Source organism: Sphingomonas sp. URHD0057 (genome assembly GCF_000620665.1).
Classification (GTDB): Bacteria; Pseudomonadota; Alphaproteobacteria; order Sphingomonadales; family Sphingomonadaceae; genus Sphingomicrobium.
This window is the reverse complement of record NZ_KK211162.1, coordinates 945922-971804: the sequence shown is the minus strand read 5'-3', so window position 1 is coordinate 971804 and position 25883 is coordinate 945922. Positions and strand designations below refer to the sequence as shown.

The 25883-nt window shown below is 64.7% G+C and carries 30 protein-coding genes and 1 pseudogene; 18 read left to right on the top strand and 13 right to left on the bottom strand.

Annotated features, from left to right (window positions below):
* Nucleotides 1-84 precede the first annotated feature (84 nt).
* Together N539_RS0113835 and N539_RS0113830 are read left to right on the top strand one after the other, a co-directional pair.
* Entirely contained in the window at nt 85-1482 is a 1398-nt protein-coding gene (locus tag N539_RS0113835; protein ID WP_028970742.1) for a methyl-accepting chemotaxis protein, read from the top strand.
* A gap of 124 nt (nt 1483-1606) precedes the next feature.
* Entirely contained in the window at nt 1607-2278 is a 672-nt protein-coding gene (locus N539_RS0113830; protein WP_028970741.1) for a DUF6975 family protein, read from the top strand.
* On the opposite strand, the gene N539_RS17245 is transcribed toward N539_RS0113830, so the two are convergent.
* Nucleotides 2275-2580 carry a hypothetical protein gene (locus N539_RS17245; protein WP_051531830.1) on the bottom strand — a complete coding sequence of 102 codons (306 nt, stop codon included), beginning with the start codon at nt 2578-2580 and terminating at the stop codon, nt 2275-2277. The two genes, N539_RS0113830 and N539_RS17245, sit on opposite strands and share 4 nt — an antisense overlap.
* A 227-nt stretch (nt 2581-2807) precedes the next feature.
* Between N539_RS17245 and panD the strand changes: the two genes are divergently transcribed.
* Entirely contained in the window at nt 2808-3254 is a 447-nt protein-coding gene (panD, locus tag N539_RS0113820) for an aspartate 1-decarboxylase (RefSeq protein ID WP_231463070.1), read from the top strand.
* 5 nt (nt 3255-3259) lie between these two features.
* Here panD and N539_RS0113815 read toward each other — a convergent pair whose 3' ends face one another.
* The 3 genes from N539_RS0113815 to N539_RS0113805 all read right to left on the bottom strand — a co-directional run bounded on the left by N539_RS0113815 (nt 3260) and on the right by N539_RS0113805 (nt 4970).
* Nucleotides 3260-3961: a hypothetical protein gene (locus tag N539_RS0113815; protein WP_028970739.1), complete on the bottom strand. Its 702-nt coding sequence runs from the start codon at nt 3959-3961 to the stop codon at nt 3260-3262.
* A gap of 117 nt (nt 3962-4078) precedes the next feature.
* Complete coding sequence (locus tag N539_RS0113810; RefSeq protein WP_156029986.1) at nt 4079-4549, bottom strand: hypothetical protein; 471 nt, start codon at nt 4547-4549, stop codon at nt 4079-4081.
* Nucleotides 4550-4790: 241 nt separating this feature from the next.
* Nucleotides 4791-4970 (bottom strand): hypothetical protein, encoded by a 180-nt coding sequence (locus tag N539_RS0113805; protein ID WP_028970737.1) that lies wholly within the window; start codon nt 4968-4970, stop codon nt 4791-4793.
* A 214-nt stretch (nt 4971-5184) separates the two neighbouring features.
* On the opposite strand from N539_RS0113805, the pseudogene N539_RS19070 reads away from it, so the two are divergent.
* The 4 genes and pseudogenes from N539_RS19070 to N539_RS0113780 form a co-directional block, all read left to right on the top strand.
* Nucleotides 5185-5391: pseudogene (locus tag N539_RS19070) on the top strand (cold-shock protein); the annotation flags it as partial.
* A 65-nt stretch (nt 5392-5456) separates the two neighbouring features.
* On the top strand, nt 5457-5669 hold the full coding sequence (locus N539_RS0113795; RefSeq protein ID WP_028970736.1) for a hypothetical protein: 213 nt from the start codon (nt 5457-5459) through the stop codon (nt 5667-5669).
* A 51-nt stretch (nt 5670-5720) separates the two neighbouring features.
* Nucleotides 5721-6047 carry a hypothetical protein gene (locus N539_RS0113790; RefSeq protein WP_156029983.1) on the top strand — a complete coding sequence of 109 codons (327 nt, stop codon included), beginning with the start codon at nt 5721-5723 and terminating at the stop codon, nt 6045-6047.
* 302 nt (nt 6048-6349) lie between these two features.
* A complete protein-coding gene (locus tag N539_RS0113780; RefSeq protein WP_037552795.1) occupies nt 6350-6973 on the top strand; it encodes a hypothetical protein in 624 nt (207 codons plus the stop codon).
* Nucleotides 6974-7186: 213 nt separating this feature from the next.
* Here the strand turns inward: N539_RS0113780 and N539_RS0113775 are convergent, their stop codons facing one another.
* From N539_RS0113775 to N539_RS0113750, 5 genes are all read right to left on the bottom strand, one after another.
* Nucleotides 7187-7804 (bottom strand): hypothetical protein, encoded by a 618-nt coding sequence (locus N539_RS0113775; RefSeq protein WP_028970733.1) that lies wholly within the window; start codon nt 7802-7804, stop codon nt 7187-7189.
* A 169-nt stretch (nt 7805-7973) separates the two neighbouring features.
* The gene (locus tag N539_RS0113770; protein ID WP_156029980.1) at nt 7974-8438 is read right to left on the bottom strand and encodes a hypothetical protein; all 465 of its coding nucleotides are present in this window, start codon (nt 8436-8438) and stop codon (nt 7974-7976) included.
* A 401-nt stretch (nt 8439-8839) separates the two neighbouring features.
* Complete coding sequence (locus tag N539_RS0113760; RefSeq protein ID WP_028970730.1) at nt 8840-9949, bottom strand: hypothetical protein; 1110 nt, start codon at nt 9947-9949, stop codon at nt 8840-8842.
* A gap of 156 nt (nt 9950-10105) precedes the next feature.
* On the bottom strand, nt 10106-10249 hold the full coding sequence (locus tag N539_RS18665; protein ID WP_156029977.1) for a hypothetical protein: 144 nt from the start codon (nt 10247-10249) through the stop codon (nt 10106-10108).
* 358 nt (nt 10250-10607) lie between these two features.
* Nucleotides 10608-11255: a hypothetical protein gene (locus tag N539_RS0113750; RefSeq protein WP_028970728.1), complete on the bottom strand. Its 648-nt coding sequence runs from the start codon at nt 11253-11255 to the stop codon at nt 10608-10610.
* Between the two features lie 169 nt (nt 11256-11424).
* Between N539_RS0113750 and N539_RS0113745 the strand changes: the two genes are divergently transcribed.
* Entirely contained in the window at nt 11425-11754 is a 330-nt protein-coding gene (locus tag N539_RS0113745; RefSeq protein ID WP_028970727.1) for a hypothetical protein, read from the top strand.
* 89 nt (nt 11755-11843) lie between these two features.
* On the opposite strand, the gene rpoD is transcribed toward N539_RS0113745, so the two are convergent.
* Both rpoD and dnaG read right to left on the bottom strand, forming a co-directional pair.
* Nucleotides 11844-13889 carry an RNA polymerase sigma factor RpoD gene (rpoD, locus tag N539_RS0113740; RefSeq protein WP_028970726.1) on the bottom strand — a complete coding sequence of 682 codons (2046 nt, stop codon included), beginning with the start codon at nt 13887-13889 and terminating at the stop codon, nt 11844-11846.
* Between the two features lie 11 nt (nt 13890-13900).
* Nucleotides 13901-15736: a DNA primase gene (gene dnaG / locus N539_RS0113735; protein WP_028970725.1), complete on the bottom strand. Its 1836-nt coding sequence runs from the start codon at nt 15734-15736 to the stop codon at nt 13901-13903.
* A 188-nt stretch (nt 15737-15924) separates the two neighbouring features.
* Here dnaG and N539_RS0113730 point away from each other — a divergent pair, with 188 nt between their 5' ends.
* Nucleotides 15925-16299, top strand: a complete 375-nt coding sequence (locus tag N539_RS0113730) for a hypothetical protein (protein ID WP_028970724.1) — start codon at nt 15925-15927, stop codon at nt 16297-16299.
* Between the two features lie 55 nt (nt 16300-16354).
* On the opposite strand, the gene N539_RS0113725 is transcribed toward N539_RS0113730, so the two are convergent.
* Nucleotides 16355-16807, bottom strand: a complete 453-nt coding sequence (locus N539_RS0113725) for a GatB/YqeY domain-containing protein (protein WP_028970723.1) — start codon at nt 16805-16807, stop codon at nt 16355-16357.
* Nucleotides 16808-16947: 140 nt separating this feature from the next.
* Here N539_RS0113725 and carA point away from each other — a divergent pair, with 140 nt between their 5' ends.
* The 9 genes from carA (at nt 16948) to N539_RS0113680 (ending at nt 25621) form a co-directional block, all read left to right on the top strand.
* On the top strand, nt 16948-18129 hold the full coding sequence (gene carA, locus N539_RS0113720) for a glutamine-hydrolyzing carbamoyl-phosphate synthase small subunit (protein WP_028970722.1): 1182 nt from the start codon (nt 16948-16950) through the stop codon (nt 18127-18129).
* The gene (locus N539_RS0113715) at nt 18126-18530 is read left to right on the top strand and encodes a hypothetical protein (RefSeq protein WP_156029975.1); all 405 of its coding nucleotides are present in this window, start codon (nt 18126-18128) and stop codon (nt 18528-18530) included. Before carA ends, N539_RS0113715 begins: the two co-directional genes overlap by 4 nt.
* Nucleotides 18530-18820, top strand: a complete 291-nt coding sequence (locus tag N539_RS0113710; RefSeq protein ID WP_028970720.1) for a hypothetical protein — start codon at nt 18530-18532, stop codon at nt 18818-18820. Before N539_RS0113715 ends, N539_RS0113710 begins: the two co-directional genes overlap by 1 nt.
* Nucleotides 18817-19353, top strand: a complete 537-nt coding sequence (locus N539_RS0113705) for a DUF695 domain-containing protein (protein ID WP_028970719.1) — start codon at nt 18817-18819, stop codon at nt 19351-19353. The genes N539_RS0113710 and N539_RS0113705 overlap by 4 nt, the downstream gene beginning before the upstream one ends.
* Entirely contained in the window at nt 19354-22692 is a 3339-nt protein-coding gene (gene carB, locus N539_RS0113700) for a carbamoyl-phosphate synthase large subunit (RefSeq protein ID WP_028970718.1), read from the top strand.
* Nucleotides 22693-22776: 84 nt separating this feature from the next.
* On the top strand, nt 22777-23253 hold the full coding sequence (greA, locus tag N539_RS0113695) for a transcription elongation factor GreA (RefSeq protein ID WP_028970717.1): 477 nt from the start codon (nt 22777-22779) through the stop codon (nt 23251-23253).
* A gap of 53 nt (nt 23254-23306) precedes the next feature.
* Nucleotides 23307-23885 carry a rhomboid family intramembrane serine protease gene (locus N539_RS0113690; RefSeq protein ID WP_231463067.1) on the top strand — a complete coding sequence of 193 codons (579 nt, stop codon included), beginning with the start codon at nt 23307-23309 and terminating at the stop codon, nt 23883-23885.
* Nucleotides 23886-23942: 57 nt separating this feature from the next.
* Nucleotides 23943-24599, top strand: coding sequence for a VanW family protein (locus N539_RS17235; RefSeq protein ID WP_081774369.1), 657 nt, complete (start codon nt 23943-23945; stop codon nt 24597-24599).
* Nucleotides 24600-24646: 47 nt separating this feature from the next.
* Nucleotides 24647-25621 (top strand): hypothetical protein, encoded by a 975-nt coding sequence (locus tag N539_RS0113680; RefSeq protein ID WP_028970716.1) that lies wholly within the window; start codon nt 24647-24649, stop codon nt 25619-25621.
* Between the two features lie 7 nt (nt 25622-25628).
* Here N539_RS0113680 and N539_RS17230 read toward each other — a convergent pair whose 3' ends face one another.
* Nucleotides 25629-25883: a DUF4170 domain-containing protein gene (locus tag N539_RS17230; protein ID WP_051531826.1), complete on the bottom strand. Its 255-nt coding sequence runs from the start codon at nt 25881-25883 to the stop codon at nt 25629-25631.

The window sequence follows — 25883 nt, the reverse complement described above, 5'->3', positions numbered from 1 at the left end:
CCGCCTCTGAGCGATGTGGTTAACGAAGAAGTAGGAGGTTATCCGTAATCCCGCTCCCACGGTGTTGGTGGGAGTGCGGCTTCAATGGCCACTCATGGGATTGAGGAAGTCACGGAAAACGCGATCCGCGCGGTCGCGCGCGATTGCGGCTCGCTGTCGATGGAGTGCAGCGACGTTTCCGGTTACGTAAAGGGGGTTTCCGAGCGCATCGGTGAGCATCTGCGCATGCTCGACCAGCTCGAGGAAGTGACGACGCGGCTGCTCAGCGACCAGGGGCGCGTCAGCGATTCAACTGATGAAGCGCGGCTGCTCTCCGAACAGGCCAAGGCGAAGCTCGACGCCGGACGCGAGGCGATCGAAGGGACGATCGAGGGCTTCAAGGGCCTGACCGACCTCATTGTGCAGCTCGGTGAGCGCATGGCCGGCTTCGCCTCGGCGATGAATCAGGTCCAGACCGTCTCCTCGACCATCGAAACGATTGCCCGCAAGACCAATATGCTCGCGCTCAACGCGACCATCGAGGCCGCTCGCGCCGGCGATGCCGGGCGCAGCTTCGCGGTCGTCGCCGCCGAAGTGAAGAAGCTCGCCCACGACACCCGCGCCGCGACCAGCAAGATCGGCTCGACCATCGGCGAGCTGACCCGCGAGGCCAGCGCCGTCACGACCGAGATCAAGACCGGCGTCGAGCGCAGCCGCGCGGCACAGTCGGGCTTCGGCACCATCAGCGAGACAGTTCGCGAAGTCAGCGAGATCGTCGGCATGGTGGATCGCCAGACCGAGGGCATCGCCCATTCGACCAGCATGATTCAGACCAGCGTCGATCGCGTGAAGGCGGGACTCACCGAGTTTGCCGGTGACGCCCGCGCTAATGGTAGCGAGCTGCAGACCGCCCAGAAGCGGCTCGCGCATCTCGAAATGCTATCGAACACGATGCTGGACACGCTCGCCAATTCCGGCGCCGAGATCGACGACACGCCGTTCATCCTCAAGGCCCAGGAAACCAGCCGCCAGATCGTCGTCGCCATCGAGCGCGCGATCGATGAGGGCGAAGTCACCTTCGAGGACGTGTTCGATCGCGACTATCAGGTGATCGAAGGCTCGAACCCGGTCCAATATATGGTCCGCTTCAACGACGCCGCCGACCGCCACGTTCGTCCGATCCTCGACCGCAACAAGGCGACCGACAATCGCATCATCGGCTCGGCGATTGGCGACATGAATGGCTATCTGCCGACCCATTTGTCGGAGCGCTGCCATCCGCAAGGCCCGGATCCGGTGTGGAACGACGAACATTGCCGCAATCGGCGGATCATGATCGACGACGTCACTCGCAACGCACTCGCCAGCGACCGGCCGGCAACGCTCGCGACCTACCGCATGGAGCTCGGGGACAAGTTCATCGCGGTGAAGAACATCTTCATCCCGCTGTGGGTCAAGGGTCGCCGGTGGGGCAATTTCGAGCTCGCGTACCGCGACGATTGATCCACAGCTTTGTCGCTGAGCTAACTTCCGAAAACTTACGCCGGCATAAACCTCCTCTTTACGCCCTTGGTTTAGGACCAGCCGGAATAGGCTCCGCCTCAAGCTCGCGAACGAGGGGAAGGGAATGGCGATCAACCGGTCAGTTCAAAGCAAACCGGTCAGCGTTGCCGAAGTGCAGCTCGCTCGCGTCGCGGGCGAAGGATGCGCGCGCCACCCGCATTTGAATGCCCTCCTCGAAGCCACCGGCGTTCATGCCGGGCGCGACCTAGCCGACGCGGTACATCTCCTGTGCGCACTTCACGGGCGTTATCCCGGACTGATCGAGATCGCCCTTCAGCGTTGTCCGCGAGGGGCCGCCAAGGATTGGCTCGCGCATGCCAGCGAAGCGTTCGAGCGCGAGCGCTTGTACCTGGTCCGGCTGACCTCCGCAGTGGGGCCGATGCCGAGCACGCCCGGAGCGGCCGAGACTGAGGCGAGCCTGCTTGCGGCGCGCCATGCGCTCGAGACGCTGGCGCTGTCCGAACGCAATGGCTGTGCGGTTGGCGCCGCGACGGCCCTGGTCGGCGACTGGTGGCCGATTCGCCGCTTGCTCGACCGCGCGGCGGCGCGCGGCGGCATCGACACTCCGGCGCCGTCGCTGCCCGATGAAGCGTCGGTGGTTGCGGTGATCGACGATCTGGCCGGCATTGCTCCGGCCGCACGCGCGCTGGCGTTTGGTGGCGAGCAATTGCTGCTCCAGCACCGCGCCTTGTTCGACTTGCTCGAGGCCCGCGCCGAAGCACGCAGCGACTACTAGGCCGCTTTCGCAAGCTCGCGCTGCTCGTTCGCGACGAGCGGGCGCCGATCGCCCGCCGCGGCAGCGGCTGCCTTCGCGTGGGGGAATAGCAGGCGGGACAGCAGCACGATCGCGCCAAGCGCGAAATAGGTCCCGAACGCCCACAGCGGGCTGACGATCACCGACGCCGCGAGGGGGATGCGCAGGAACGCGGGATTGAACCCGAAATCCTCGCCGATCGCTTCGCAAATGCCCAAAATGGTGTGGGCGCGAAGCGGAAGCGGCGTGTAACCCTGCTCGATCATATTGTCCTGCGCGTGCATCTCAAACTCCTGGCGAACTGTTGCCCGATACTGAGCAAGAGCCGTGCCAAATTGGAAAAACGCTGTTTGTCAGCGCTTTACCGACGCAGGACATGGCGAAGTTCGTAAATGGCGCCACGTCCCGCACCCATGAGTTGGGAATTTGCACCTTATGCTGCAAGTGCGATATTGCACTGCAGCACTTGAAAAGTGTCGGCTCGTCGCAAATCTGCTAGAGGCGCCGCCCGTTGAGAGCGCATTTGAAGGACAGGTGCCACGTGATGCGGATCATGATGAAGTCCAAGATCCACCGCGCGACGGTGACTCAGGCCGATCTGGACTATGTCGGCTCGGTCACGCTCGACGCCGCGCTGATGGAGGCCGCTGATTTGCTCGAAGGGGAGCAGGTGGCGATTGTCGACATCACCAATGGCGCCCGCGTCGAAACCTATGTGATCCCTGGCCCCGCCGGCAGCGGCGTGATCGGGATCAACGGCGCCGCCGCGCACCTCGTGCATCCCGGCGATCTGGTGATCATCATGAGCTACGCGGTGATGGACGACGCCGAAGCGCGCGCGCTGAAGCCGCTTGTCGTCCACGTCGACGAGAAGAACCACGTCGTAAAGATCGGCAATGACGCTTCGGAGCCGGTTCCCGGTTCCAGCCAGAAGCGCGGAAGCCTGGTCGCCGCCTAGGCGGCTTAGTCGCGCCCGCCGTCAGAGTGGACGTAGTCGATCCGGATGCGGACCCATTCGCCGATCATCGGTTTCCCGTCCTTGCGCGGGGGGCGAACCTTGAACTGCCAGGCGGCATTGAGCACGGCGTGAGCGAGGTGCCCGCTGACCGGATAGCTTTCCAGCGCGATGCAGTCGTCGACCCGGTTCTGCGGATAGGTTTTGCAGGCGATGAGGCCGTAACCGTCCGGGGAGTTGCGCGGCAGGTAGAAGCCCAGCTCCTGGTTGGTTGGCTCGCGCGCCCATTCCGCCGCGTACAGCACTTCGCCGTTCGGGCCGCGGCCGACCGGCTGCGAATCTCCCTGCCCGGGGCTGGGCGCGCTCTTCGGCAAGGCCCGAACATCCGCCTCAGCATATTGGTCGTGGCTGAGCTCGATATAGGGCGGCGGCTTTTCGACGGTGATGGTCGGCTTGGACGGAAGGACGATCGGTGGCGGTTTGGGCACCGGTTTTGATTTTCGCGGCCGCACCGGCTCCGATTGTTCCTGCTCCTTCTCGCTCTTCTTCGATTGGGGAGGGACGTCGAAGATGAGTATGCCCGAGCTGCCCTTCGGCTTCGGCAACCGCGCACCAAGCGTCAGTAGAGCCAGGATCAGCAGCAAATTGACGGCGAGAGCGAGCGCGAATCCCGAGGCGCGCCGCCGCAATGGCGATCGCTCGTGGGGCAAGGCAAGGCGATAGGCTGGCAAGGTTGGGAAGTGGTCTGCGTCGCGTGAGCCAGTGCCCTAGCGGCATTCGACTTGAACCGCGAGTGAAGCGGTGCCCTGAACCAGCCAAGTCGGGCTTCAGCGAAGGTTCGGCGGCTGCTTCGGCCGGAGCGCAGCGATCTCGTCCGGGGTGAGGTCGCGAAGTTTGATGGTCTGGGTGATGCCGTTGCCGAGCTCGCGCGACACATAGGCCGGGCCGAGCGGCGAATCGGCACCAAGGCCCGGCCTGACGCAATCGGTCCGGAGCTCGCTCGGCTTGCCGTCGGTTACCCACGCGCTGCTCGGGACGACGCAATAAGGAAGCGGCGGCAAGATCGGACGCGCCTGCTCGGGCCTCCGGGACGCGGCCTTGGGCGTCGAGCAACCCAGCAGCTCTGGGCGGTGCCGGCCGATCGTGATTCCGCTGGTGCCCGGCGGTTCCAGTGCGACGACGCAAAACGTGGTTTTGGGTGGCGGCTGATCCCATGGGTAGCGGGTGGGATTGCGCTGGCCCGGCGCCAGGCATCCGCTGGTCAGGAGAGCGATGCCGAAAACAGCGAACGTCCGCATAATGGCCAGCATATTTCGCTGAGGATTTCAATTTCTTAACGGGAAGATCGAGCGATGAAGCCCTGCTCGGCGAGGGGAGGCGCCTGATCGCAGGGCTTCTTACGCTCGAAACAGGCCGCCCCGAGCTCGCTAAAACAGGAACGGCGCTGCGACCCCTTATTAACTCCGCCGCGGTTAGCGGTAGATGAGGGAAATTGGTTAAGACAAATGAACGAATCGGTGGCCCGACCGGCTCGCGAAACTAGCCCTGGTGAGCCGGGATTCGCGCGACGCGGCGGTCCTTGTCCCAGATCTGGGTTTCCAGCGCGCGCTGCATCGCCCGCACCTCGAAGATCGCGTCGTCGTCGCTGTTTGCCCGGATCGTGCGGTCGCCGGTGATCGAACCCTGCGGGTCGACGCTGTAGACGTGATAGAATTTCATGGCTCCCGCCTAGGGCAGGATGGAAACGGCGCCTAGCTATCGATGGGTATCCTCGCCGATCCTTGGACTTCGGCCTCAAAATGGCGCATAGGGCCCGGGCTACCAGTCGCAAACGGACGGTCCAGGGCGCTTTGCGGCTCCTTTTCCTTCTTCTCGAGACTTCTAGCAGGAAGCGGACCGGCGATTCCGGCCCGCCAGCGCAAGGACATACAATATGCCTACCGGCACAGTAAAATTCTTCAACGAAGGCAAAGGCTACGGCTTCATCGCTCCGGACGGCGGCGGACAGGACGCATTCGTCCACATCACCGCGCTCGAGCGCGCCGGGATGCGCACGCTGCGCGAGAACCAGCGCGTCGGCTACGACCTCGAAGCCGATCGCCGCGGCAAGATGGCGGCAGTGAACATCCGCGATGCCGACGAAGGCGCTCCCGCCGAAGCGGCCGGCAATGACGAAGCGGGGTCGGACGAGGCCGAATAGGCTTCGTGCGTCACTCGACCGACCTCGATTTCTACCTCGCCCGGGCCGCGCAGGCCCGGGCCGAGGCGGACGCGGCAACGCTCGCCCATGTGCGCGAGCGTTGCCGGCGTTCGCAAGAAGCGTGGGAAGCGCTCGCCGACCGTGCCGCGCGCACGCTCCGTATGCGCGACGCCCACGAAGCGGCCAAGGCGGCCGCGGAGCCGATCCCGGCGAAATAGGCCGGCGATCGTGGGCTGGCGAGCGTGGCCGGCCACCGCTACAAGCAAGCCATGACCCGCGTCCGCCATGCACTGTCGGTCCTGGTTGCCGTTGCCGCGCTTCTGTCGACGCTCGGCTGGAGCAATCAGGCGATTGCGTCGTGCCCGATGGACTCGCCGGCAATGGCGATGAGCGGTCATCTCATGCACCAGCACGGCAGCCGGGCGCCCGCCAAGGCGGACGTCGGGCCCAATTGCGCGGCGTGCCTCGCGGTGCTGCCGGCGCCGGCGCCGGTCGGCGGCGAAGCACCGCCTTCGTTTGAGCCATTCACGTCCGAGCTTAGTCCGCTTTCCAGCGTCGATCCGGCGCTCGACCCGCCGCCTCCGCGACTTGGGTAGAGCCCAGCTTTTCGGATCAACCATTTCAATGGAGAATGACATGAGGAAGCTGCTTGCAGCGGTCCTGATGCTGTCCGCGAGCGCGGGGGCTTTTGCCGCCGTTCCCGGGGCGGCGAAGGCGATCGCCGACTGCTGCCCCGACTGCCCGCACCAGGGCTAGTCGAGGACGGTAGATGGAGGGTGTCCGGTTCGAGAGGGCCGGGCACCCTTTTCTTTGGCCCGCAGCCAGAGAAACCCTTGGTCGAAAAGCCGCTGCTTCCTTCGGCGAATTGGCTACGATGGCGTGGTCGAAGGGGGTGCGCATGAAACTAGCGAAGATTGCAGCCGCGCTGCTGGTGGCGGCGAGCTTGCCGGCAGCGGCGGCGCCGAACCTGATCGTGTCGAAGGCAGCGCCCGCGCTGACGCTGCGGATCGATCCGCGCTTCACGGCGCTAAAGCCGCTCAAATTCCCGATCGAGGATCTGACCAATGCCGAGCGGCGGATCTTCGTCGACGCCGGCCGCGACCGCGTGATCGACCGCATGGTCGTGATCCAGTTCGAGAAGGTCCGGCCCGGCTCCGATTTCCGCTTCCGCTATCCCTCAACCCCGCCGCGCCAGTTCGGCGCCGAGACCTACCGTTATGGGGCGTTCGCCTATGACGATGCGGCGGCGGCCAAGGCGACGCCGGACAAGGAGCCGGGCAAGACCCGCGCCTTCCTGAGGGCCGCGGGCTACGCGTCGCCCAAGCTGTACCGGGTCGCGCGGCTGGCGCGGGTGAGCGACCCCAAGGGCCTCTCCGAAGTGATCATCTTCTACCTCGAAAACGCCGACGCCCGCCCGCCGACCGGGCAGCCCGACGAGGACGGCGACTGGGTGCTGGCGCCGGACGAGAAAGCCGCGATCACCAGGCGGATGGAAGCGGCGGTGCGGGTGGTGAGGGGCTGAACGAGCACGAGCTCCTGGGCTCGAAAGTCAACAAAGTTGGCAGCGCACGCCCACGGGGGGGTGGGGTGAGTCAACTTGGTCAACTTCGCCGGAAGGCCGAGGAGCTCCATCCGCCAGCTTGGATCACAAAAGTGGGGCTGTAGGACAGCGTTTTTTGCGCAATTGGGAGCTGGATTTCAGCAAAGCCTCGTCAAGATCTCTCGCCCCAGTCGGCTAGCCGGCCGAGCTGTAGTGGAAATGCCTGGCGATCACCTCCCGGATCAGGCCGGCATCCCAATAGGGTATGGTGATGAGCAGGATGAGCACGGACAGCATGACGACATTGGCGCGCCGCGAGCGGACGAACAGAAGCGCGATCATCGATCCGTCGATCGCGACATTGTAAGGCAGCAGATAGAGCCAGAAGATCGCCGGATGGCGCGCCCATTGCCCCTCGAACACGGGGAGATAGGTGACATGCTCGACGATGCCCGCGGCGAGCAACATGCCGACAACGAACCGCTTTCGCGCCGAATAATAATCGGCGAGGCGCTCGTGGTCCGCATCGTCGTGCGGAAAGACCACCGCGGCGGCCAGATAATAGAGGATCGCGAGCAGGATCGGGGCCCATAACCCGGCGAAATCGACCGTGACCGAGAGGAGCGATATGCGGGCGTCGATCCACGTCGCGAGGACGAGGATGAGCGTCAGCAACGCAAGGAGGGCCGTCTGCGGCTCGAGCTTGCCGACCGCGCGGGCCCGGACCAACCGCGCAAAGCCGCCCAGCAACTCGGTCACGGCAAGGCCGAGGATCAGCGTGTAGAAGACGATGAAATAATCGAAATTGTCCACGCGACCCCCGCGGCGGAAGTGGCATGGATTGAAAGTGGTGACTAGCGGTCGGTGCAAGCTCGATCAGCGGACGCCGCGGGCGCTCACGGCGACGCTCCCAGGCGTCCGCCTTCTCGGGCGCTTCGCGACCGGGGGAGCGGTGGCCGCCGCGTCCGGCCCGCACCCGTTCCTAAAGCGGCACGCCGCCTCTCACGCAGAGCTCGCACCCTTTAGGGCCGGCCCCATCCTTGGTCCGGCACGGTCCCGGGAAATGCGATGTGCGATCGGGGTCGACGGCGGCGGGGCTGCACACCCGGACTGCGTCCTTCGTGCCGTCGGTGAACACGAACCCCTTGATCCGCTGGAGGTACCAGCGGTTGCCGTTCCAGGTGTAGGCACCATCCTCGAGACAGGAAGCCATGACCGGATTGGCGAGCTGACCGAAACCGAACCACGGATTGTCGGGCGTTTCGACCGCCTTTGACGCCGGGCAGGCGATCAATGCGCGGTTGGGTACGCTCTGGATCCAAGTAGCCACATTGGCGGCCTCGGGATTCTGGGGCTGTGCAGCGGACTGCACTGACCCGATCGCGGCAATGCCGAGCGCCGCGATTCCGATCGAGGCGAGCAGGGTCCGGTTTGTGATGGGGCGCATGATGCCCTCCAAGGTTGGAGCGCCGAGCAGCACGGCTTTAACATGGATTAGGCGGGTCGACCGCACGAATTCGTTGGCCTGCCGAGAGAGTGCGTTTCTAGGGGTTGGCGATGCTAACGAGGCCGATGACCAGCGCGATCGCTGCCCATAGAAATGCAACGATCCGCAGGTGATCGGAGTATCCGCGCCTGAGCAAGAACCAGCAGCAAATGACGGGAAAGAACACGATCCCGAGCATGAGCGGAAAGCTCAGGCGGCGCGGCTCGTGTGTGTCATCTGTATTTGCCGTGAGATCGTGCGGCATATCTCGATGCTGGGTGGAAGGCGGAAGGCGGTCAATGTGCCGTTGGAAATTAAGCGCGCTGTCGCCAAATTCCGCTGTCATCGAAATTCGACGAAGCTTAGCTCGGGTCTGGCTTCCGCTTGCCCCCGCTGCCACGTGGCGGTTCTGGTTGCTTAGTCAGCTTCAGGATGGGTGGATCATTTCCAAGCACTGGAAAAACGAGCTCGTCTCGTAGTTCCTCAAGTCTATCAAATTCATCCGCGACGGACTTGTCCACGGTTTCGCCTTCCGTCGATGGTGGCAGGACACGGATATCCACCTTCATTCCGCGCTCAATCCGCGCCAGCAACCCTTCAAGCGCTTTCGCTAGATGATTTGCGAGTTCGTTTTCACGCGATGCGTCGGCATTAGCCTCAGACGAAAGCCGCTCGGCTTCTTCGCGAATTCGGGTGGTTACCGTTTGCTCTATAATCTCATCAAACTGCTCCGCCATTTTTTGAGCAGCGGGAACTCCTTTCAGATTGGCGGTGCTCGCCCGCAGGCCACGGATTTCCTCGAGTGTCTTCCACTGATCGAGACACCATTTCACTGCCCCGCCAATCTTGCTGATCGTAAGGTATCCGAGCAGGACGTAGATTAAAGGGTCGCTCGTCGAAATCTGCCGAAGTTGTATTCGTTCGCCCGTATTACCGGCAGCCTCGGAGAATGCCCGTATGATGAGACGAAGTTCGTGAAGCTCTTTTGCGAACCCCTCCAGTTCGTTCCGAAATAGTGAACGAGGAAGTTGGAAACCGATTTCGGCTTCTCCTACTTTGAGTTCGTCTTCCTGGAATCCGAGCGTGCTTAAAGCGGCCTGAAGATTGAGCAAATGATTCAAGAACTCAGCGCGCTCTTGGACCAGCTGGGCCGCCTCTGTTTGGACGATCGCGGGAGTCATGGGGTTATCTTCCATGCTCTGACGCAACCGCGCTACCATTGCTGACGTGAAGTAGGGCTTCGCGCCAATTTCTTCCATGCGCTGCAAAGTCGCAGGGACATATTCGAGGTCGGAGGCATTGGCGAGCTCCTCCATGGCGGAGGCCACTGCCGTTTGATGAGCCGGATCTTGGGGATTAGCCGCCAAGTTCGCTAATGCCTGCGAGACCGTTGCAAGGGCGGGCTGGATCTTAAAGTTCTCATCGTCTTCGACAAGTTCATTAACTAGCGCAACCAGTTGTTCGGTATTCATTCCTCCCCTTTCTGTCGCAGTCAGTGTGGCGGCTAATTGAGTGTAATCAATGAGGTGCAAGCCCCATGTGCTTGCGCAATCTTTTCGCAGCGACTATTTCATGTGCCCGAAAGAGCGACAACCTCGTCGCTCAGAGGCCTGCCGATTTGTAGTAGCTTAGCAGTCAGTCGGCACTTCGACGAAGGTCACCAGTCCAGCGTCAGCATATGCTTGCAGCCGCTGCGCAGTGACGTCCACAACGGCGTGAGCATCCAACAGGTCAATTTCATGAACGCCGCCATTTAGCGTCTCCGCAGTCATGGAGCCGTGATAGGCCCAGTTACCTCCAAGACCAGCGTTGTTACCGGCTGAGCACCCCCGGACAATGCCCTCGATCGTTACCTGGCCACCAAGTAAGCTAATCTGGCAGACTCCGGCGAATGGGACGTCTCGTATCATCTTAGCCAAATGCAGAGCTTCGCGGTTATTGTTGGTCCAACGGCCCGCCATGCACTTTCTCCTATTCAAAATGGTTTCGTGCCGGCTTCGTCAGGCCCGCCGCCTTGCTGATCTTCGGATCGTCGCAAGGGGTTAGCAGCAGAATACAAGAAAGCGAAGCGCCGTCGGTCGTCGTCGGCGCCTCGATCTACCAGAAGCGTGGCCGCTTGGCTTCGGCGCCTTAGTAAAGCACCCACTCCGGCAGTGGCGGGGCGCTTCCGGTCATTGTGAACGTCGCCGTGGGCTCCTTCGGCTGCTCGCGCCGGTTGTACCGCTTGGGCAGCGAGGCGGTGACTTCGAAGGTCAGCACATCAACCGGCGAGGCCGGGAATGTGATGGCCTGCCGCTCGAACGGGAGTTCCTGGATCTCGTCGTCGAACCACACCGATCGAAAGTCCCGTTCGGCGGCGAGGTTGGAAATCACCACTTCGAGTCTGGTCAGGACATAAGCGTCGTCGCGCCGTTTCCAGCCCATTACGACCGACGCCGAGTCTCGGCTCATCGCCTGTTCGGCGTGCTTGACGAGGTCGGTCGGAGGCGACCAGGCGGACGTGCCGAAGTGGCAAAGAGACAGGATTTCGTGCGGTGGGCCCGCATCCGGACCGGCCCTGAACCGGCTCGGGGCGGGATCGCGCCAGGAGCAGAAATATGGCGTCTTGGGCGACCGCGTGTCGATGATCCCTCCGAACAGGGCATTCGCCATCTTCTCGCCGGACCGTGTCTCGGCCGCCGGTTGCGGTTGATAGGCGTAAAGCGTCGCGGCGCCGCCCTGGTCGTGGGTGAAGGTGGCGATCGGGGCGCCGGCGGTGATCTCGTCAATCAGGCGCATCGCGGGCCGATCCTAGCTCGACGCCGTTTATTGGTCGAGGAAGCTCCGCATCTTCCGCGAGCGGCGAGTGCCATGGGATGGCGGTTGGGCTGAGGAACGCGGGCGAATGCGAACGGTTGGCTGGGCACGCGCGTTGCTGCGAGTTTCCCCAACAATCCAAGAGGATGCGATGAGGATCATTCCAATGACGGCCGCGGCCGGTGCGCTGGCCTGGGCCGGAAGTGTTGCGGCCCAGCCGCCTTCGGGCCCGAACCCCAACGCCAGCTCGGTCCAGTTCAGCACGGGCTTCGTGTGCCCGGTGATCTCGACCCCCAATGTGCTTCACAGCCCGAAGGGCGGCACGCTGGCCGGCGGCGATTATACGATCGGCGGGCCGGACGTCCGGGTGCCGACCCATGCCACCAACGGCGACGGCACCGGCGCCCCCGATGGAGCGCACAGCTCACCTGGCGACACGGATTATTCGGCGATCTGGTCGCTCGACATCGATACGTGTTGAGGGGCGTGGCGCCACGCGAGCGTGAAGCGATCCGTCTCTGGATCGCCACGTCGCTGCGCTCCTCGCGATGACGTTACTGGTCGATGACGTTACTGGTCGAGGAAGCTCCGCATCTTCCGCGAGCGCGACGGGTGCTTGAGCTTGCGCAGCGCCTTCGCCTCGATCTGCCGGATGCGTTCGCGCGTCACGCTGAATTGCTGGCCGACTTCCTCGAGCGTATGATCGGTGTTCATGCCGATGCCGAAGCGCATGCGGAGCACGCGCTCTTCGCGGGGGGTTAGCGACGCGAGGACACGGGTGACCGTTTCCTTGAGGTTGCTCTGGATCGCGGCGTCGACCGGGATGACCGCGTTCTTGTCCTCGATGAAGTCGCCGAGGTGGCTGTCTTCCTCGTCGCCGATCGGCGTTTCGAGGCTGATCGGCTCCTTGGCGATCTTGAGGACCTTGCGGACCTTTTCGAGCGGCATCGAGAGGCGCTCGGCGAGCTCTTCCGGGGTCGCTTCGCGGCCGGTCTCGTGGAGGAACTGGCGGCCGGTGCGCACCAGCTTGTTGATGGTCTCGATCATGTGCACCGGGATGCGGATGGTTCTTGCCTGATCGGCAATGCTGCGGGTGATCGCCTGGCGGATCCACCACGTCGCGTAGGTCGAGAATTTGTAGCCGCGGCGGTATTCGAACTTATCGACCGCCTTCATCAGGCCGATGTTGCCTTCCTGGATGAGGTCGAGGAACTGCAGGCCGCGGTTGGTGTATTTCTTGGCGATCGAGATGACGAGGCGGAGGTTGGCCTCGACCATTTCCTTCTTGGCGATGCGCGCCTCGCGCTCGCCCTTCTGGACCATGTTGACGATGCGCCGGAACTCCATCAGCGACGTGCCGGTGGCGTTGGCGATGTCGGCGATCTCGCCGCGGATGCGCTCGACGGTGTCGCGCTCGGCGGTGGCGAAGGCGCCCCACTTCTTGTCGCTCGGAGCGACGGTCTCGAGCCAGGTCTCGTCGAGCTCATGCCCGACATAGCTGTCGAGGAAGGCCTTGCGCGGCACCTTGTGGCGCTCGGCGAGGCGGAGCATCTGGCCGCCGAGCCCGGTCAGGCGGCGGTTGTAGCTGTAGAGCTGCTCGACGAGATATTCGATCTTGCTGCCGTGGAACTGGACGCTTTCGACTTCCGCGGTCAGCTGCTCGCGCAGCTTCTGATACTTCTTCTCGTCGGCCGTGGGGAAATCCTGCATGGTCGCGAGCGCGTCCATGCGCGCCGCCTGGACCTTGCTGAACTTCTTGAAGATCGAGGTGATCTCGGCGAACTTCTCGAGCGCCGAGGGCTTCAGCGTCTCTTCCATCTGGGCGAGCGACAAAGTGTTGTCCTCGTCCTCTTCCTCGGCCTGCGGCTGGGTGCGCCGCTCGACCATGTCCTCGTCGTCTTCGTTGGCGCCGGCCTCGGGCTCGTCGGCGACCTCTTCCTCTTCCTTGATCGAGGGGCCGGCGACCTTCTCGCTGATCTCGCCTTCGGCGTTCTCGCCGCCAGCCTCGGTCTCGACCAGCTGCTCGGCGGTCGGGCCCTTCGACAGCATCGCCTCGAGGTCGAGGATTTCGCGCAGCTGCATGCGGCCTTCGTTGAGGGCGTTTGACCAGCCGATGATGGCGTTGAAGGTGATCGGGCTTTCGCACAGGCCCCAGATCATGATGTCGCGGCCGGCCTCGATGCGCTTGGCGATGGCGATCTCGCCCTCGCGGGAGAGCAATTCGACGGCGCCCATCTCGCGCAGGTACATGCGGACCGGGTCGTCGGTGCGGTCGACCGCTTCCTTCTTGACCGCCGCGGCGGGGCGGGGGCCGCCGTCGTCGAGCGGGTCGACCTCGTCCTCGATGGCCGGTTCCGAATCCTTGTCCTCGTCGTCGTCGCCGGACTCTTCGTCATTCTCGACGACCGTCACGCCGCGCTCGGAGAGCTGCGACATGATATCCTCGATCATCTCGTTCTGATCGGCCGGGATCGCCGCGTTGATCTCGTCGATGGTGACGGTGCCGCGCTTCTGGGCGCGCGCCATCATCTTCTTGATCGACGCGTCGTTGAGGTCGAGCAGCGGGGCATCGCCCTCGTCGACCGTTTCGACTTCCTGTGCTTCGTTTTTCGCCATTGTCCGCCTAATTAATCGGTGCCGGCAAGCGATGCCAGCCTCTGTCTCAATCCACGCTGCGCCTCTTGGAGACGCTGCTGTTCCTCGTAGGCCTCGTCGGTCAAATCCCGCTTCAGCCGTTCCGTTGCATCGTCGAGAGCTTTTTCCACTTCCTCCGCCGCCGAGAGGATCTCGACCGCAGCGGCGAGATCGCTTCGCGCGCGCTCCGGATCGCTGTCGCGGCGGGTGAAGGAAAAGCCCATCGTGCGCGGGACGGTTCCGCCCCCCGCTTCGTTGCCGCCCAATATGGTCATTACGCGGTCTCGATCAAGCGCCGCGCCGGAGAAGGCGGCCTCGACCAGTTGATCGCGCAGGGATGCAATGGATTTGTCAGCAATGACGAGGCCTTCGAGCTGCTCGCAATGAGCGGGCAATTCCTCAGGGAACAAAGTGAATCCTTCGAGCAGCGCGCGGGCGTGGCGGGCATCGATGCCGCGCGTGCCGATCTGCTTCATCATGTCGCCCGGCGGCTTTTCCGGGGCGACGAAACGACCGTTCTTGAACGTGCCCCGCCTTTGCTGCGCGGACGAGCGCTGTGGGGTGGCCGGGCGGCGCTGGGCGAAGAAGCGGTTGAGCCACTCCTCGCGATAGATGCGGGCAAGGTCGGCGTGGCCGATCGTCGAGGCGTGGTCGATCAGCCGCTGCTTCAGGCCCGCCCAGGCTTCTGGGGTGCTCAACGGCGCCGCCTCGAACTCGTGGCGCCAGAGGCGGTCTGAGAGGGCTTCGGGCGCGGCCAGCATGGCTTCCAGCGCCTCGCGGCCGCCGGCGTTGACGACGTCGTCGGGGTCTTGTCCCGCAGGCAGCTCGACGAAGCGCAGCGTCCGCTCGGGGGTGATGAAGGGAAGGGCGCGCAAGGCGGCGCGGATCGCGGCTTTGCGGCCCGCGCTGTCGCCGTCGAAGCAGAGGATCGGCGAGGGGTCGAGGCGCCACATCCGCTCGAGCTGCGCCTCGGTGACCGCGGTACCGTTGGGGGCAACCGCCTCGGCGATCCCGGCGCGGTCGAGGGCGATCACGTCCATATAGCCTTCGACGACGATCAGGCGCTTCGCGGTGCGGCTCGCGGGGCCGGCGCGGTCGATGTTGTAGAGGGTGCGGCCCTTGTCGAAGAGGGGGGTGTCGGGGGAATTGAGGTACTTGGGCTCGCCGGTGCCGAGGATGCGGCCGCCGAACGCGATGACCCGGCCGCGCGGATCGCGGATGGGGATCATCAGCCGGCCACGGAAACGGTCGTAGCTGTCCTTGCCGTCCTCCTTGGGCTGGATCAGCATGCCGGTCTCGACCAGCCGGTCCTCGCCGAGATGCGCGAGAGCGCGTTTCAGCGCGTTGCGGCTGTCGGGCGCCAGGCCGATGCCGAAGCGCTGCACCGTGGCCGGGTCGATCCCGCGGCGCTTCAAATATTCGCGCGCCTCGGCGCCAGCGAGGCCCTGCAGCTGCTCGGCGTAATATTTGGCGACTTCGCCCATGACGTCGGTGAGGGTGGCGGCGCGGTCGGCGCGCTCCTTCGCCTGGGGGTCGGGCGCGGGCACGTCCATGCCGGCCTTGGACGCCAGCTCCTTGACCGCGTCCATGAACGGCATTCCGCGCTGGTCCGTGAGGAAGCGGATCGCGTCGCCGTGCGCGCCGCAGCCGAAGCAATGGTAGAAGCCCTTGTCGTCGTTGACGGTGAAGCTCGGCGTCTTCTCGTTGTGGAACGGGCAGCACGCCTTCCACTCGCGCCCGGCACGGAGCAGCTTGACGGTCGGCGCGATCACGGCGCTCAGCACGGTCCGCGCGCGCAATTCGTCGAGCCAGGCGGGGGAGAGCGTCACGACTCGACCCTATGCGCGAATCGGCCCGGGGCAAACGGACGCCAAATAGTTATCCACAGACTCCCGCAGCGGGCTGATTCGAAAGGATTCATAGCGCTGTGCATACGGCCGTGAATGGTTAATCTGGACTGGCTCCGAAACGAACCGCCGAAAGAGCGGGAGACGGGCCAACAAGGAGGGGGATTCATATGCTGAACAAGATCAGCGGGCTTGCCCGCGCTCTCTATATTCTGCTCGCGATCATTACCGGATTCGTAGCGTTGGGAACGATGGACATGGCGTTGATCCTCGTCGCCCTCGGCCTGATCTCGGGCCTGTCGATGCCGCAGGACAAGATGATCCTGGCGGGAGTCATCGCCCTCGTGCTTCCGATTGTGGGCGGAGCGCTTGGTCATATCCCGGCGATCGGTACGCAACTCATGGCAGTTGCCGCCAATCTCCAGATCGGTGTCGGCGGCGCGTTGGCCAGTGCCATCGCCATCTTCCTGTACGGGCTCGTCATGGACGGCCTGATGGGTCTCGCCGGTGGCGGCACGCGAACACCAGCCGCTGCAACGCACTAAGCTCGGTTGAATTTCATGGCTCCGCCGCCACGCGCGGCGGGGCCTTTTTTGTGGGCTAAGACAGCGCGGCCTTGACCAGCGCGCTGGCGCGGGCCGGCTCGATCGCGCCGCCCAGACGCTCCTTCACCAGCGCCATCACCCGGCCCATGTCCTTCATCGAAGAAGCGCCAGTCTCGGCGACGATGTCGCGGATTTTCGCCTCGGCTTCGGCGTCGCCGAGCTGGGCCGGCAGGAAGCCCTCGATCACCGCGATCTCGGCCTCTTCGACCTGGGCGCGGTCGTCGCGGCCATTGGTGCGGTAGATCTCCGCGGATTCGCGGCGCTGCTTGACCATTTTCTGCAGGACTTCGGTGACCAACAGGTCGTCGTCTTTCGGCGCCGTGCCGGTGCGCGCCTCGATGTCGCGGTTCTTGATCGCCGCGGAGGCCAGGCGCAGGGTCTGCGTCGTTTCCTTGTCGCCGCTTTTCATCGCAGCGATGGTGGCGGTCTTGATGGCGTCGCGGATCATGGTGCACTCTTGAAGTGTAACTTGGGCCCTAGCGAGCGATTTTGGCGCTGACCAGCGTTGACCCGCACCGCCAAAGCGCATAGCGGAAATGCCTTAGCGACATCGTTGTTCTGACCCTGACGGAAAGGCTCTTCCCGCCCATGGCCGACGCACGCCCGGTCCCCTTGGCTACGCGCGCCCGACAACCGGAGGGCGCGACGGGAGTAGTGGTGTTCGCCGATGGCCGGACGGTGTGGGGCAAGGGCTTCGGCGCGGAAGGGCAGGCGGTCGGGGAGCTGTGCTTCCACACGGCGATGACCGGATATCAGGAGATCATGACCGACCCGAGCTTCGCCAAGCAGGTCATCGCTTTCACTTTTCCCCACATCGGCAATGTCGGCGCCAACGACGAGGACGTCGAGGCGGGCGAGGCGCATGCCCTCGGTTGCCTGGTCCGCGAAATGGTGACCGAGCCTTCGAACTACCGGGCGAGCCAGGGCTTCGCCGAGTGGATGGCGAAATGGGGTCGGATCGGGATTGCGGGAGTCGACACGCGGGCACTGACCAAGCTGGTGCGAAAGGACGGGCCGCCCAACATCGCCGTTGCGCATCACGCGGATGGGCAGTTCGACCTCGAGAAACTGCAGGCGATGGCGGCGCAGTGGCCGGGGCTCGAGGGCATGGACCTGGCGAAGGACGTCAGCCGGCTGCAGGTGGAGCGCTGGAGCGGCGGCAAGTGGGCCTGGGGTGAGGGTCATGGGGTGGGCGCCGAGGAGGACGGCCGCCCCCACGTCGTCGCGGTCGATTACGGCAACAAGCGCAACATCTTCCGCTTGCTGGTCGAGGCCGGCGCGCGGGTGACGGTGGTCCCGGCAACCGCGACCTTCGACCAGATCATGGCGCACGAGCCGGACGGCTTCTTCCTGTCCAACGGGCCGGGCGACCCGGCGGCGACCGGCGAATATGCGGTGCCGGTGATCCAGCAGATGCTGGAGACCAAGAAGCCGCTGTTCGGCATTTGCCTCGGCCATCAGATGCTGGCGCTCGCGGTCGGCGGCAAGACCAGTAAGATGTTCCAGGGGCACCGCGGCGCCAATCATCCGGTCAAGCGGCTCGCCGACGGACGGGTCGAGATCACCAGCATGAACCACGGCTTCGCGGTCGAGCGAGAAGGGATGCCCGACCATGTGCGCGAAACCCACGTGTCGCTGTTCGACGGCAGCAATTGCGGGATCGAGCTGACCGACCGCCCGGCGTTCAGCGTGCAATATCATCCCGAGGCGAGCCCGGGGCCGCAGGACAGCTTCTATCTGTTCGAGAAATTCGTCGGTGCGATGCGGTGACAGATTTTGATGAGCCTCTCTTCGAACCAACGATCGCAAATCTATTGCAGGCATCGGATGATGCGATCCGCATCATTGAACAGCGCGGTGATGATGGTCCTAACCGCGTGTGTCACCATTTTAACGGGGATGTGGATCTATTCGCTGAGGGTAATTTCGACTTTTACGCACCTCTAACTGCCGATTTCCAGGAAATGGGATTGGAGTGGTTGTCCGATAGACTGGAAGCGTGGGAAACCGCGTTGCCTAGTTCTGCGTCTCTCTCGCTGCGTGTTGAGAAGCTTTACAGCTACGCGCGAGAGCACCAGCTCGAATACCTCGGTTGGTCCTGGGAGCCACGGGACAGGGCGATAGTCTCGGCAACGAGTTTTGGAATGCTCGATTTTCGGAAACTATCCTGATGGCCCGGTTCGCAAGGCTCGAGCGCAGCTTATTAATCGGCGCCTTCGCCCTCTCAGCCTGCGCGACGCCGGCGCGGATGCATGACGAGGCGCAGCTCAACAGTATCGCGCTCGGCTGCGGGCTGGCGCTGGGCGAGCTGATCCAGGACGAAAGCGAAAAAAAGCTGCTGCTGATGGTGCGCCAGGACCCCAGCGTCGAGCAGCGCGTCTGCGTCGCCAAATGGGCGCGGCGCAATGGATTGAAGGCCGTGTTCGTCAACATGCAGTTCCCGGAAGGACCCGCGACATGAGCGACAGGCTATCGATGCATAGCAGCGACTGGAAACTGTTCGGCCGCAAGGGGCAGAGCGGTAAACCGCTGCTGTTCCGATCGCGCACCCACGGGCCCGACGTGCGCCAATTCGCAGAGCAGCATGAGATGGCGCGGATCCGCTGCATCCTTGCGGAGGGCGAGGCGAACGATGCCGGCATGCCCAGGTCGACGAAAGACCTCGACGATTATGAGGACCGGCTGATCGGAAAGCTCGAGGCAGCGAATGCCGAAGTTTACCTGATCGCCGTCGTGAACGGCGAGGGCAACCGCGACCTCTATTTCGTCATGCGCGAGTTCGACCAGTTGCGCGCCGGCATCACTGCCGCGAAGACCGACGTCAGCAGCTTTCGTCTGCAGATCGCGCCGATCGACGGTGACGCCAAGGCGAGCTTCCTGGATCAACTGACGCTGACTCCCGAGATGGAGAGGGCCGCTGCCGAAGCCGGGCGAGTCCACGGCGTGAAAGTCGAGCGTGGCGGCGGGCTGCTCGGAAAGCTGTTCGGACGATAGATGCCCAAGCGCACCGACATCTCGTCCATCCTGATCATCGGCGCGGGGCCGATCGTCATCGGGCAGGCGGCGGAGTTCGATTATTCGGGTTCGCAGGCCGTGAAGGCGCTGAAGGCCGAGGGCTATCGCGTCATCGTGGTCAATTCGAACCCGGCGACGATCATGACCGACCCGGAGATTGCCGACGCGACCTATATCGAGCCGATCACTCCGGCGATCGTCGCCAAAATCCTCGAGAAGGAGCGGCCCGACGCGCTGCTGCCGACGATGGGCGGGCAGACCGCGCTCAACACGGCGCTGGCGCTGTTCAAGGACGGCACGCTCGACCGGCTCGGGATCGAGCTGATCGGCGCCAATGCCGAGGCGATCGAGAAGGCCGAGGATCGCTTGAAGTTCCGCGAGGCGATGGACCGGATCGGGCTCGAAAGCCCGCGCTCGGCGATCGCGCACAGCCTGGAGGAGGCGCTGAGCGCGCTCGAGACGATCGGGCTGCCGGCGATCATCCGGCCGAGCTTCACGCTTGGCGGGACGGGCGGGGGCATCGCCTACAACCGCGATGAATTCGAGGCGATCGTGCGCGGTGGCATCGAAGCCAGCCCGACCGACGAGGTGCTGATCGAGGAATCGGTGCTCGGCTGGAAAGAATATGAAATGGAGGTCGTGCGCGACCGCGCCGACAATGCGATCATCATCTGCTCGATCGAGAACATCGACCCGATGGGGGTGCACACCGGGGATTCGATCACCGTCGCGCCGGCGCTGACGCTGACCGACAAGGAATATCAGCGGATGCGCAACGCATCGATCGCGGTGCTGCGCGAAATCGGTGTTGAAACAGGCGGTTCCAATGTCCAGTTCGCGGTCGATCCCAAGACCGGGCGGATGGTGGTGATCGAGATGAACCCGCGCGTGTCGCGGAGCTCGGCGCTGGCGTCGAAGGCGACCGGCTTCCCGATCGCCAAGGTCGCGGCGCGGCTGGCGGTTGGCTACACGCTCGACGAAATCGCCAATGACATTACCGGCGGGGCGACGCCGGCGAGCTTCGAGCCGACCATCGATTATGTCGTGACGAAAGTGCCGCGCTTCGCATTCGAAAAATTCCGCGGCGCCGAGGCGCTGCTGTCGACCTCGATGAAGTCGGTCGGCGAGGTGATGGCGATCGGGCGCAGCTTCGCCGAGAGCCTGCAGAAGGCGCTGCGCGGGCTGGAGACGGGGCTGACCGGGCTCGATCGCGTGCGCGAGCTCGAGAATGCCGATCCGGCGCGGATCGAGAGCGAGCTGGCGCGGGCGACCCCCGATCGCCTGCTGGTCGCCGCCGAAGCGCTGCGCCAGGGCTTCACCGTCGAGCGGATCCACGAAATTTCCGGGTTCGACCCGTGGTTTCTCCAGCGGCTGCAGGAGATCGTCGAGGCCGAGCAGGAGGTCCGCCTCGGCGGCCTGCCGCGCGATGCGGCAGGCATGCGGCGGCTGAAGGCGATGGGCTTTTCCGACGGGCGACTGGCGCAGCTGGCGCTGCGCTCGGCGCATGTCGAGCGGGAGATGAGCGAGGCGGTCGCCGCGGGCGGAGGGCTGGTGCACAGCGCGATCCGGGCGATGACGGGCGGCGTCACCGAGGCCGAGGTGCGCGAGCACCGATTGAAGCTTGGCGTGCGGCCGGTGTTCAAGCGGATCGACAGCTGCGCCGCCGAGTTCGATGCGGCGACGCCGTACCTCTATTCGACTTACGAGGCGCCGTTGTTCGGCGAGGCGGAGGACGAGGCCGAGGTTTCGGACCGCAAGAAGGTGATGATCCTCGGCGGCGGGCCGAACCGGATCGGGCAGGGGATCGAGTTCGATTATTGCTGTTGCCACGCGGCGTTCGCGCTCGGGCGCGATGGGGCCGGGCTCGAGACGATCATGGTCAATTGCAACCCGGAGACGGTGTCGACCGACCCCGACACGTCCGACCGGCTTTATTTCGAGCCGCTGACCGGCGAGGATGTGCTCGAGATCGTGCGGCGGGAGCAGGAGAAGGGCGAGCTGCTGGGCGTGATCGTCCAGCTTGGCGGACAGACGCCGCTCAAGCTGGCGGCCGAGTTGCAGGCGGCGGGGGTGACCATCCTCGGTACGTCGCCCGACAGCATCGACCTCGCCGAGGACCGCGAGCGTTTTGCCAGCCTGGTGCAGCGGCTGAACCTCAAGCAGCCGGCCAACGGCATCGCCCGCAACCGCGACGAGGCGCTGCGGATCGCCGAGCGGATCGGCTATCCGGTGCTGCTGAGGCCGTCTTATGTGCTCGGCGGGCGCGGGATGGAGGTGGTCGACGGACCGCAGCAGCTCGACCACTATATCGCGACCGCGGTGGCGGTATCCGGCACTTCGCCCGTCCTCATCGACCGCTATCTGCGCGACGCGATCGAGGTCGATGTCGACGCGATCAGCGACGGCGAGGACGTGGTGGTGTGCGGAGTCCTCCAGCATATCGAGGAGGCCGGGGTGCATTCGGGCGACAGCGCCTGCGCGATCCCGCCGCACAGCCTCAGCGAAGCGATCGTGCACGAGATCGAGCGCCAGACTCGCGAGCTGGCGCTGGCGCTCAAGGTCAAGGGGCTGATGAACGTCCAGTTCGCGGTCCAGGGGGAGGATGTCTACCTCATCGAGGTCAACCCGCGCGCCAGCCGCACCGTGCCGTTCGTCGCCAAGGCGATCGGCCAGCCGGTGGCGAAGATGGCCGCGCGGGTCATGGCCGGGGCAAGGCTCAGCGAGCTCGAACCGATCCGGCACGACCTCGACTATATCGCGGTCAAGGGGCCGGTGTTTCCCTTCGCCCGCTTTCCCGGGACCGATCCGGTACTCGGACCGGAAATGAAGAGCACCGGCGAAGTCATGGGAATCGATCGCGATTTCGACATCGCTTTCGCCAAGGCCATGCTCGGCGCCGGCATGGTCCTGCCGCAGAGCGGGACGGCGTTCGTCTCGGTCAAGGACGCCGACAAGGACAATATCCTGCCCGCGGTCGAGAAGCTGGTCGAGCTCGGTTTTTCGATCATCGCCACCGGCGGCACCGCGGCGCATCTCGCGAGCAAGGGGTTGCCGGTGAGCGCCGTCAACAAGGTCGCGCAGGGTCGTCCCCACATCGTAGACCGATTGCTCGACGGCGACGTCGCCTTGGTGTTCAACACGACCGAGGGCTGGCAGTCGCTCAAGGACAGCCATTCGATCCGCACGACCACGCTGGCCAAGCGCGTGCCTTACTTCACGACTGCAGCGGCGAGCATCGCCGCGGCCCGGGCGATCGAGGCGGTGCGGGGCCACGCGCTTGAAGTCGCCTCGCTGCAATCCTATTACTCCGCTTCCTAAAGCGTTAGCTTCCATCCTCTTTGCCCCTCAAACGCGTTGCTGATCGCGGCGCCGGGGTGGGTTTTTGAAAAGGGTTTTTGAACCATGGCGAGTGCCGACAAGGTGCCGATGCTGGCGGAGGGCTTTGCCAAGCTCACCGACGAGTTGAAGCGCCTCAAGAACGAACGGCCCGAGATCGTCGAGGCGATCGAGGCGGCGCGCGCGCATGGCGACCTCTCCGAGAATGCCGAATATCACGCGGCGAAGGAGCACCAGGGTCACGTCGAGGCGTCGATCGCGGACATCGAGGACCGGCTGAGCCGGGCGTTGGTGATCGATCCGACCACCCTGTCGGGCGACAAGGTCGTGTTCGGAGCCACGGTGACGCTCACGGACGAGGACGGCAAGAAGGTCAAATACCAGCTCGTCGGTCAGACCGAGGCCGACGCCAAGGACGGGCGCATCAGCTACAATTCCCCGCTCGGCCGCGCGCTGATCGGCCGCGAGAAGGGCGAGGAGGTCGAGGTTTCGGCCCCGTCGGGCGACCGCTACTACGGGATCAAGAAGATCGAGTTCATCTGATCGACAAGCTAGCCATTCCGCGCACCGCCACGATCGCCATCACGGCGCTGACGGTGCTCGCATGGCTGGTGGCGATTCTCGTCGGTCAGGATTCCGTGCAGCTGGCGCTCGGCTTCATTCCGGCGCGGCTGACCGGTTTGCCGGTGCCGTGGTTTGCGCTTCCCGCGCTCCTGACGCCGCTGAGCGCGACGCTGGTGCACTCGGGCTTCATCCACCTCGCCTTCAACATGCTGATCTTCGTCTGGTGCGGGACCGCGGTCGAGCGGGTGCTCGGACAGACGGCGCTGCTCGCATTGTACCTGGTCGGCGCGTTCGCCGCCGCCTTCGCGCAATGGGGAGTCGATCCCTACAGCACCGTCCCGATGATCGGCGCCAGCGGCGCGATCAGCGCGGTGATCGGCGCCTTCGCACTGAGCTTCGGGCGGCCGAAGCGGTTCACCTCGTCGCCCACCGCCAATCGCTGGATCAACGCGCTGTGGCTGATGGTCGCGTGGGTCGTGCTGCAGCTGATGATGGGCTGGCTCGCCGGCGGACAGGGTTTCCTCCTCGCGACGCCGGCGCATGTCGGCGGGTTCGCCGCCGGGCTCATTCTGCAGCGCCCGCTGCTGCTGTGGCGGTACCGGAAAGCCTGACGCTCCCCTCGAGACGGTAACGCTTTCATAAGCCGCTACCCGCGATAGATTGCTCGCATGAGCACATGGGTGGCGAGCTCGACGATCGAAGGCGGCACGCTGCACGCGCGTCATGCCGCGTCCGGCAGGTTCGTCTTCTGGCTCAAATCACGGCTGCTCATCGGCCGGCGGCTGGCCAGGGCCTTCGCTTGTGGCGACCTGTTCCGTCGCTATCGCAAGCTGGCGAACGTGCCGCCCGGCGCCACGCTGATCGCGGCCGACGAGCATCGGCTGTACTCGGCCACCGATCCGCGCGAGCGCGACGCCGAGCTCGGCAAGGTGCAGAATTTGCGCGTCGCGGCGGACGCCGTCGACGGGATCATCCTGGAGCCGGGGGAGACCTTCAGCTTTTGGCGGGCCGCCGGGCGCCCGGGCCGCGGCAAGGGCTATGTCACCGGGCGAGAGCTGCGCGGCGGCTGCTTGATCCCCTCGGTCGGCGGCGGAATCTGCCAGCTGACCAACGCGTTGTCGCGCGTTGCTCACGAAGCCGGCTTGGAAATCGTCGAACGCCACAGCCACACGGTCCATCCGCCGGGGTTTTTCATTGACGACAAGACCGACGCGACGGTGTTCTGGAACTATATCGATCTGCGCTTTCGCTCGTCGGTGCCGGTCCGGATCGGCGCCCGGCTGACCGAGACCACGCTCGTGGTGCGCCTGGATGCGCTCCGGTGAGCGTCGAGCCCCGCAGCTGCGCGAGTTGCGACGAAGTCGCTTGCGACATGCACAAGCAGCTTAAGACGCTCGAAATGCCGACCGAGCGAGTGTCGTGGGTGCTCGACAACGCCTGGCCCGAGACCGCAAGCATGCTTGGAGCGTCATTCGGGAAGGACGATCAGCTGCTCGCGCCGGGCATCGTCGGGGCGTGGCCGGCGCGATATCGGTGGCCACGGTCGTGCCGGCATGTGGCCTCGTTGGCGACGGCGCAGCGGCACTGGGCGATGCGGCGCGCGTCCACGGCCGGCGGAGCGGTTCGCCAGAGAACCTACTTGAAGCACGATCGGCTGGTCGCGAGGCAACTTGCAAGGCACATCGACTATCGCGCTCGCCATTTGGTGGTCGCGCAGAGCTGGCTGCCCTGGCTAGACGAAGCAGGCGTGTTGGGCGGCCGCAGCTTCGACGTCGTGATGAGCCGCTATCCGTTGGCCGAAATTCATCGGCTGCTCGACCAGGCGGCCGCAGAGATCGGTGATTCCGCGACCATTGCCGATTTTCGGGCTTCGAACGACCTGGTTGCTCGCGAAGCCGAGCTGCTGGCCCGCGCACGCCGCGTTTACACGCCGCACCACGGCATCGCCGCCATGTTTCCGGGACGGGCGGTCGTGCTGTCCTGGCACAAGCCGCCGGTGCGGCCACGGCGGGCGGGCAACCGCATTGCGTTCCTTGGCCCGACGATCGCTCGGCAGCGCCCCGATGTCGCCCGGAGACTGGTTGCAGCCGCTCCGGAACCGCTGGTGGTGTTCGGCGCGACCTTCGAGCCGATGTGGGACGGATTGGCGATCGAGCGGCGCGAAGCGGGGCCGAACTGGCTCGACGGGATCGGGGCGCTCGTTCACCCGGCCACGCTGACTCACGAACCGCGGCCCTTGCTCGAGGCGCGCGCCCAGGGCGTTCCGATCTACGCTACCGGAACCTGCGGCCTGGATCCTTCGGACTATCGCCCGCTGGATCAATTCCCGGACAGCAGCACCGGATAGGCGTGCCTTAGCCCGCCGGTTCCCGCGGCCGTGCAATGCCCGGGATATCGCCTTCGAGGTTCGGCTCGAGCAGGCGGTGAAGGTGGACGATGACGTATTTCATCTCGGCATCGTCGACGCTGCCCTGGGCCTTGCCGCGCCAGGCGTCTTCGGCGGCGCCAAAGCTGTCATAGACGCCGACCAGGTCGATCGTGCCGAGATCGAAATCGAGGGCGCGCGGATCCTTGACCCGCCCGCCGAACACCAGGTGGAGCTTGCTCAT

Bases quoted from the DNA above. Each gene is read 5' to 3' on its own strand.
- N539_RS0113835 (WP_028970742.1), top strand. From the start codon at position 85: ATGGCCACTCATGGGATTGAGGAAGTCACGGAAAACGCGATCCGCGCG.
- N539_RS0113830 (WP_028970741.1), top strand. From the start codon at position 1,607: ATGGCGATCAACCGGTCAGTTCAAAGCAAACCGGTCAGCGTTGCCGAA.
- N539_RS17245 (WP_051531830.1), bottom strand. From the start codon at position 2,580: ATGCACGCGCAGGACAATATGATCGAGCAGGGTTACACGCCGCTTCCG.
- N539_RS0113810 (WP_156029986.1), bottom strand. From the start codon at position 4,549: ATGCGGACGTTCGCTGTTTTCGGCATCGCTCTCCTGACCAGCGGATGC.
- N539_RS0113805 (WP_028970737.1), bottom strand. From the start codon at position 4,970: ATGAAATTCTATCACGTCTACAGCGTCGACCCGCAGGGTTCGATCACC.
- N539_RS0113790 (WP_156029983.1), top strand. From the start codon at position 5,721: ATGACCCGCGTCCGCCATGCACTGTCGGTCCTGGTTGCCGTTGCCGCG.
- N539_RS0113780 (WP_037552795.1), top strand. From the start codon at position 6,350: ATGAAACTAGCGAAGATTGCAGCCGCGCTGCTGGTGGCGGCGAGCTTG.
- N539_RS0113770 (WP_156029980.1), bottom strand. From the start codon at position 8,438: ATGCGCCCCATCACAAACCGGACCCTGCTCGCCTCGATCGGAATCGCG.
- N539_RS0113760 (WP_028970730.1), bottom strand. From the start codon at position 9,949: ATGAATACCGAACAACTGGTTGCGCTAGTTAATGAACTTGTCGAAGAC.
- N539_RS18665 (WP_156029977.1), bottom strand. From the start codon at position 10,249: ATGACTGCGGAGACGCTAAATGGCGGCGTTCATGAAATTGACCTGTTG.
- N539_RS0113750 (WP_028970728.1), bottom strand. From the start codon at position 11,255: ATGCGCCTGATTGACGAGATCACCGCCGGCGCCCCGATCGCCACCTTC.
- N539_RS0113745 (WP_028970727.1), top strand. From the start codon at position 11,425: ATGAGGATCATTCCAATGACGGCCGCGGCCGGTGCGCTGGCCTGGGCC.
- rpoD (WP_028970726.1), bottom strand. From the start codon at position 13,889: ATGGCGAAAAACGAAGCACAGGAAGTCGAAACGGTCGACGAGGGCGAT.
- N539_RS0113730 (WP_028970724.1), top strand. From the start codon at position 15,925: ATGCTGAACAAGATCAGCGGGCTTGCCCGCGCTCTCTATATTCTGCTC.
- N539_RS0113725 (WP_028970723.1), bottom strand. From the start codon at position 16,807: ATGATCCGCGACGCCATCAAGACCGCCACCATCGCTGCGATGAAAAGC.
- carA (WP_028970722.1), top strand. From the start codon at position 16,948: ATGGCCGACGCACGCCCGGTCCCCTTGGCTACGCGCGCCCGACAACCG.
- N539_RS0113710 (WP_028970720.1), top strand. From the start codon at position 18,530: ATGGCCCGGTTCGCAAGGCTCGAGCGCAGCTTATTAATCGGCGCCTTC.
- N539_RS0113705 (WP_028970719.1), top strand. From the start codon at position 18,817: ATGAGCGACAGGCTATCGATGCATAGCAGCGACTGGAAACTGTTCGGC.
- carB (WP_028970718.1), top strand. From the start codon at position 19,354: ATGCCCAAGCGCACCGACATCTCGTCCATCCTGATCATCGGCGCGGGG.
- greA (WP_028970717.1), top strand. From the start codon at position 22,777: ATGGCGAGTGCCGACAAGGTGCCGATGCTGGCGGAGGGCTTTGCCAAG.
- N539_RS17235 (WP_081774369.1), top strand. From the start codon at position 23,943: ATGAGCACATGGGTGGCGAGCTCGACGATCGAAGGCGGCACGCTGCAC.
- N539_RS0113680 (WP_028970716.1), top strand. From the start codon at position 24,647: ATGCACAAGCAGCTTAAGACGCTCGAAATGCCGACCGAGCGAGTGTCG.
- N539_RS17230 (WP_051531826.1), bottom strand. From the start codon at position 25,883: ATGAGCAAGCTCCACCTGGTGTTCGGCGGGCGGGTCAAGGATCCGCGC.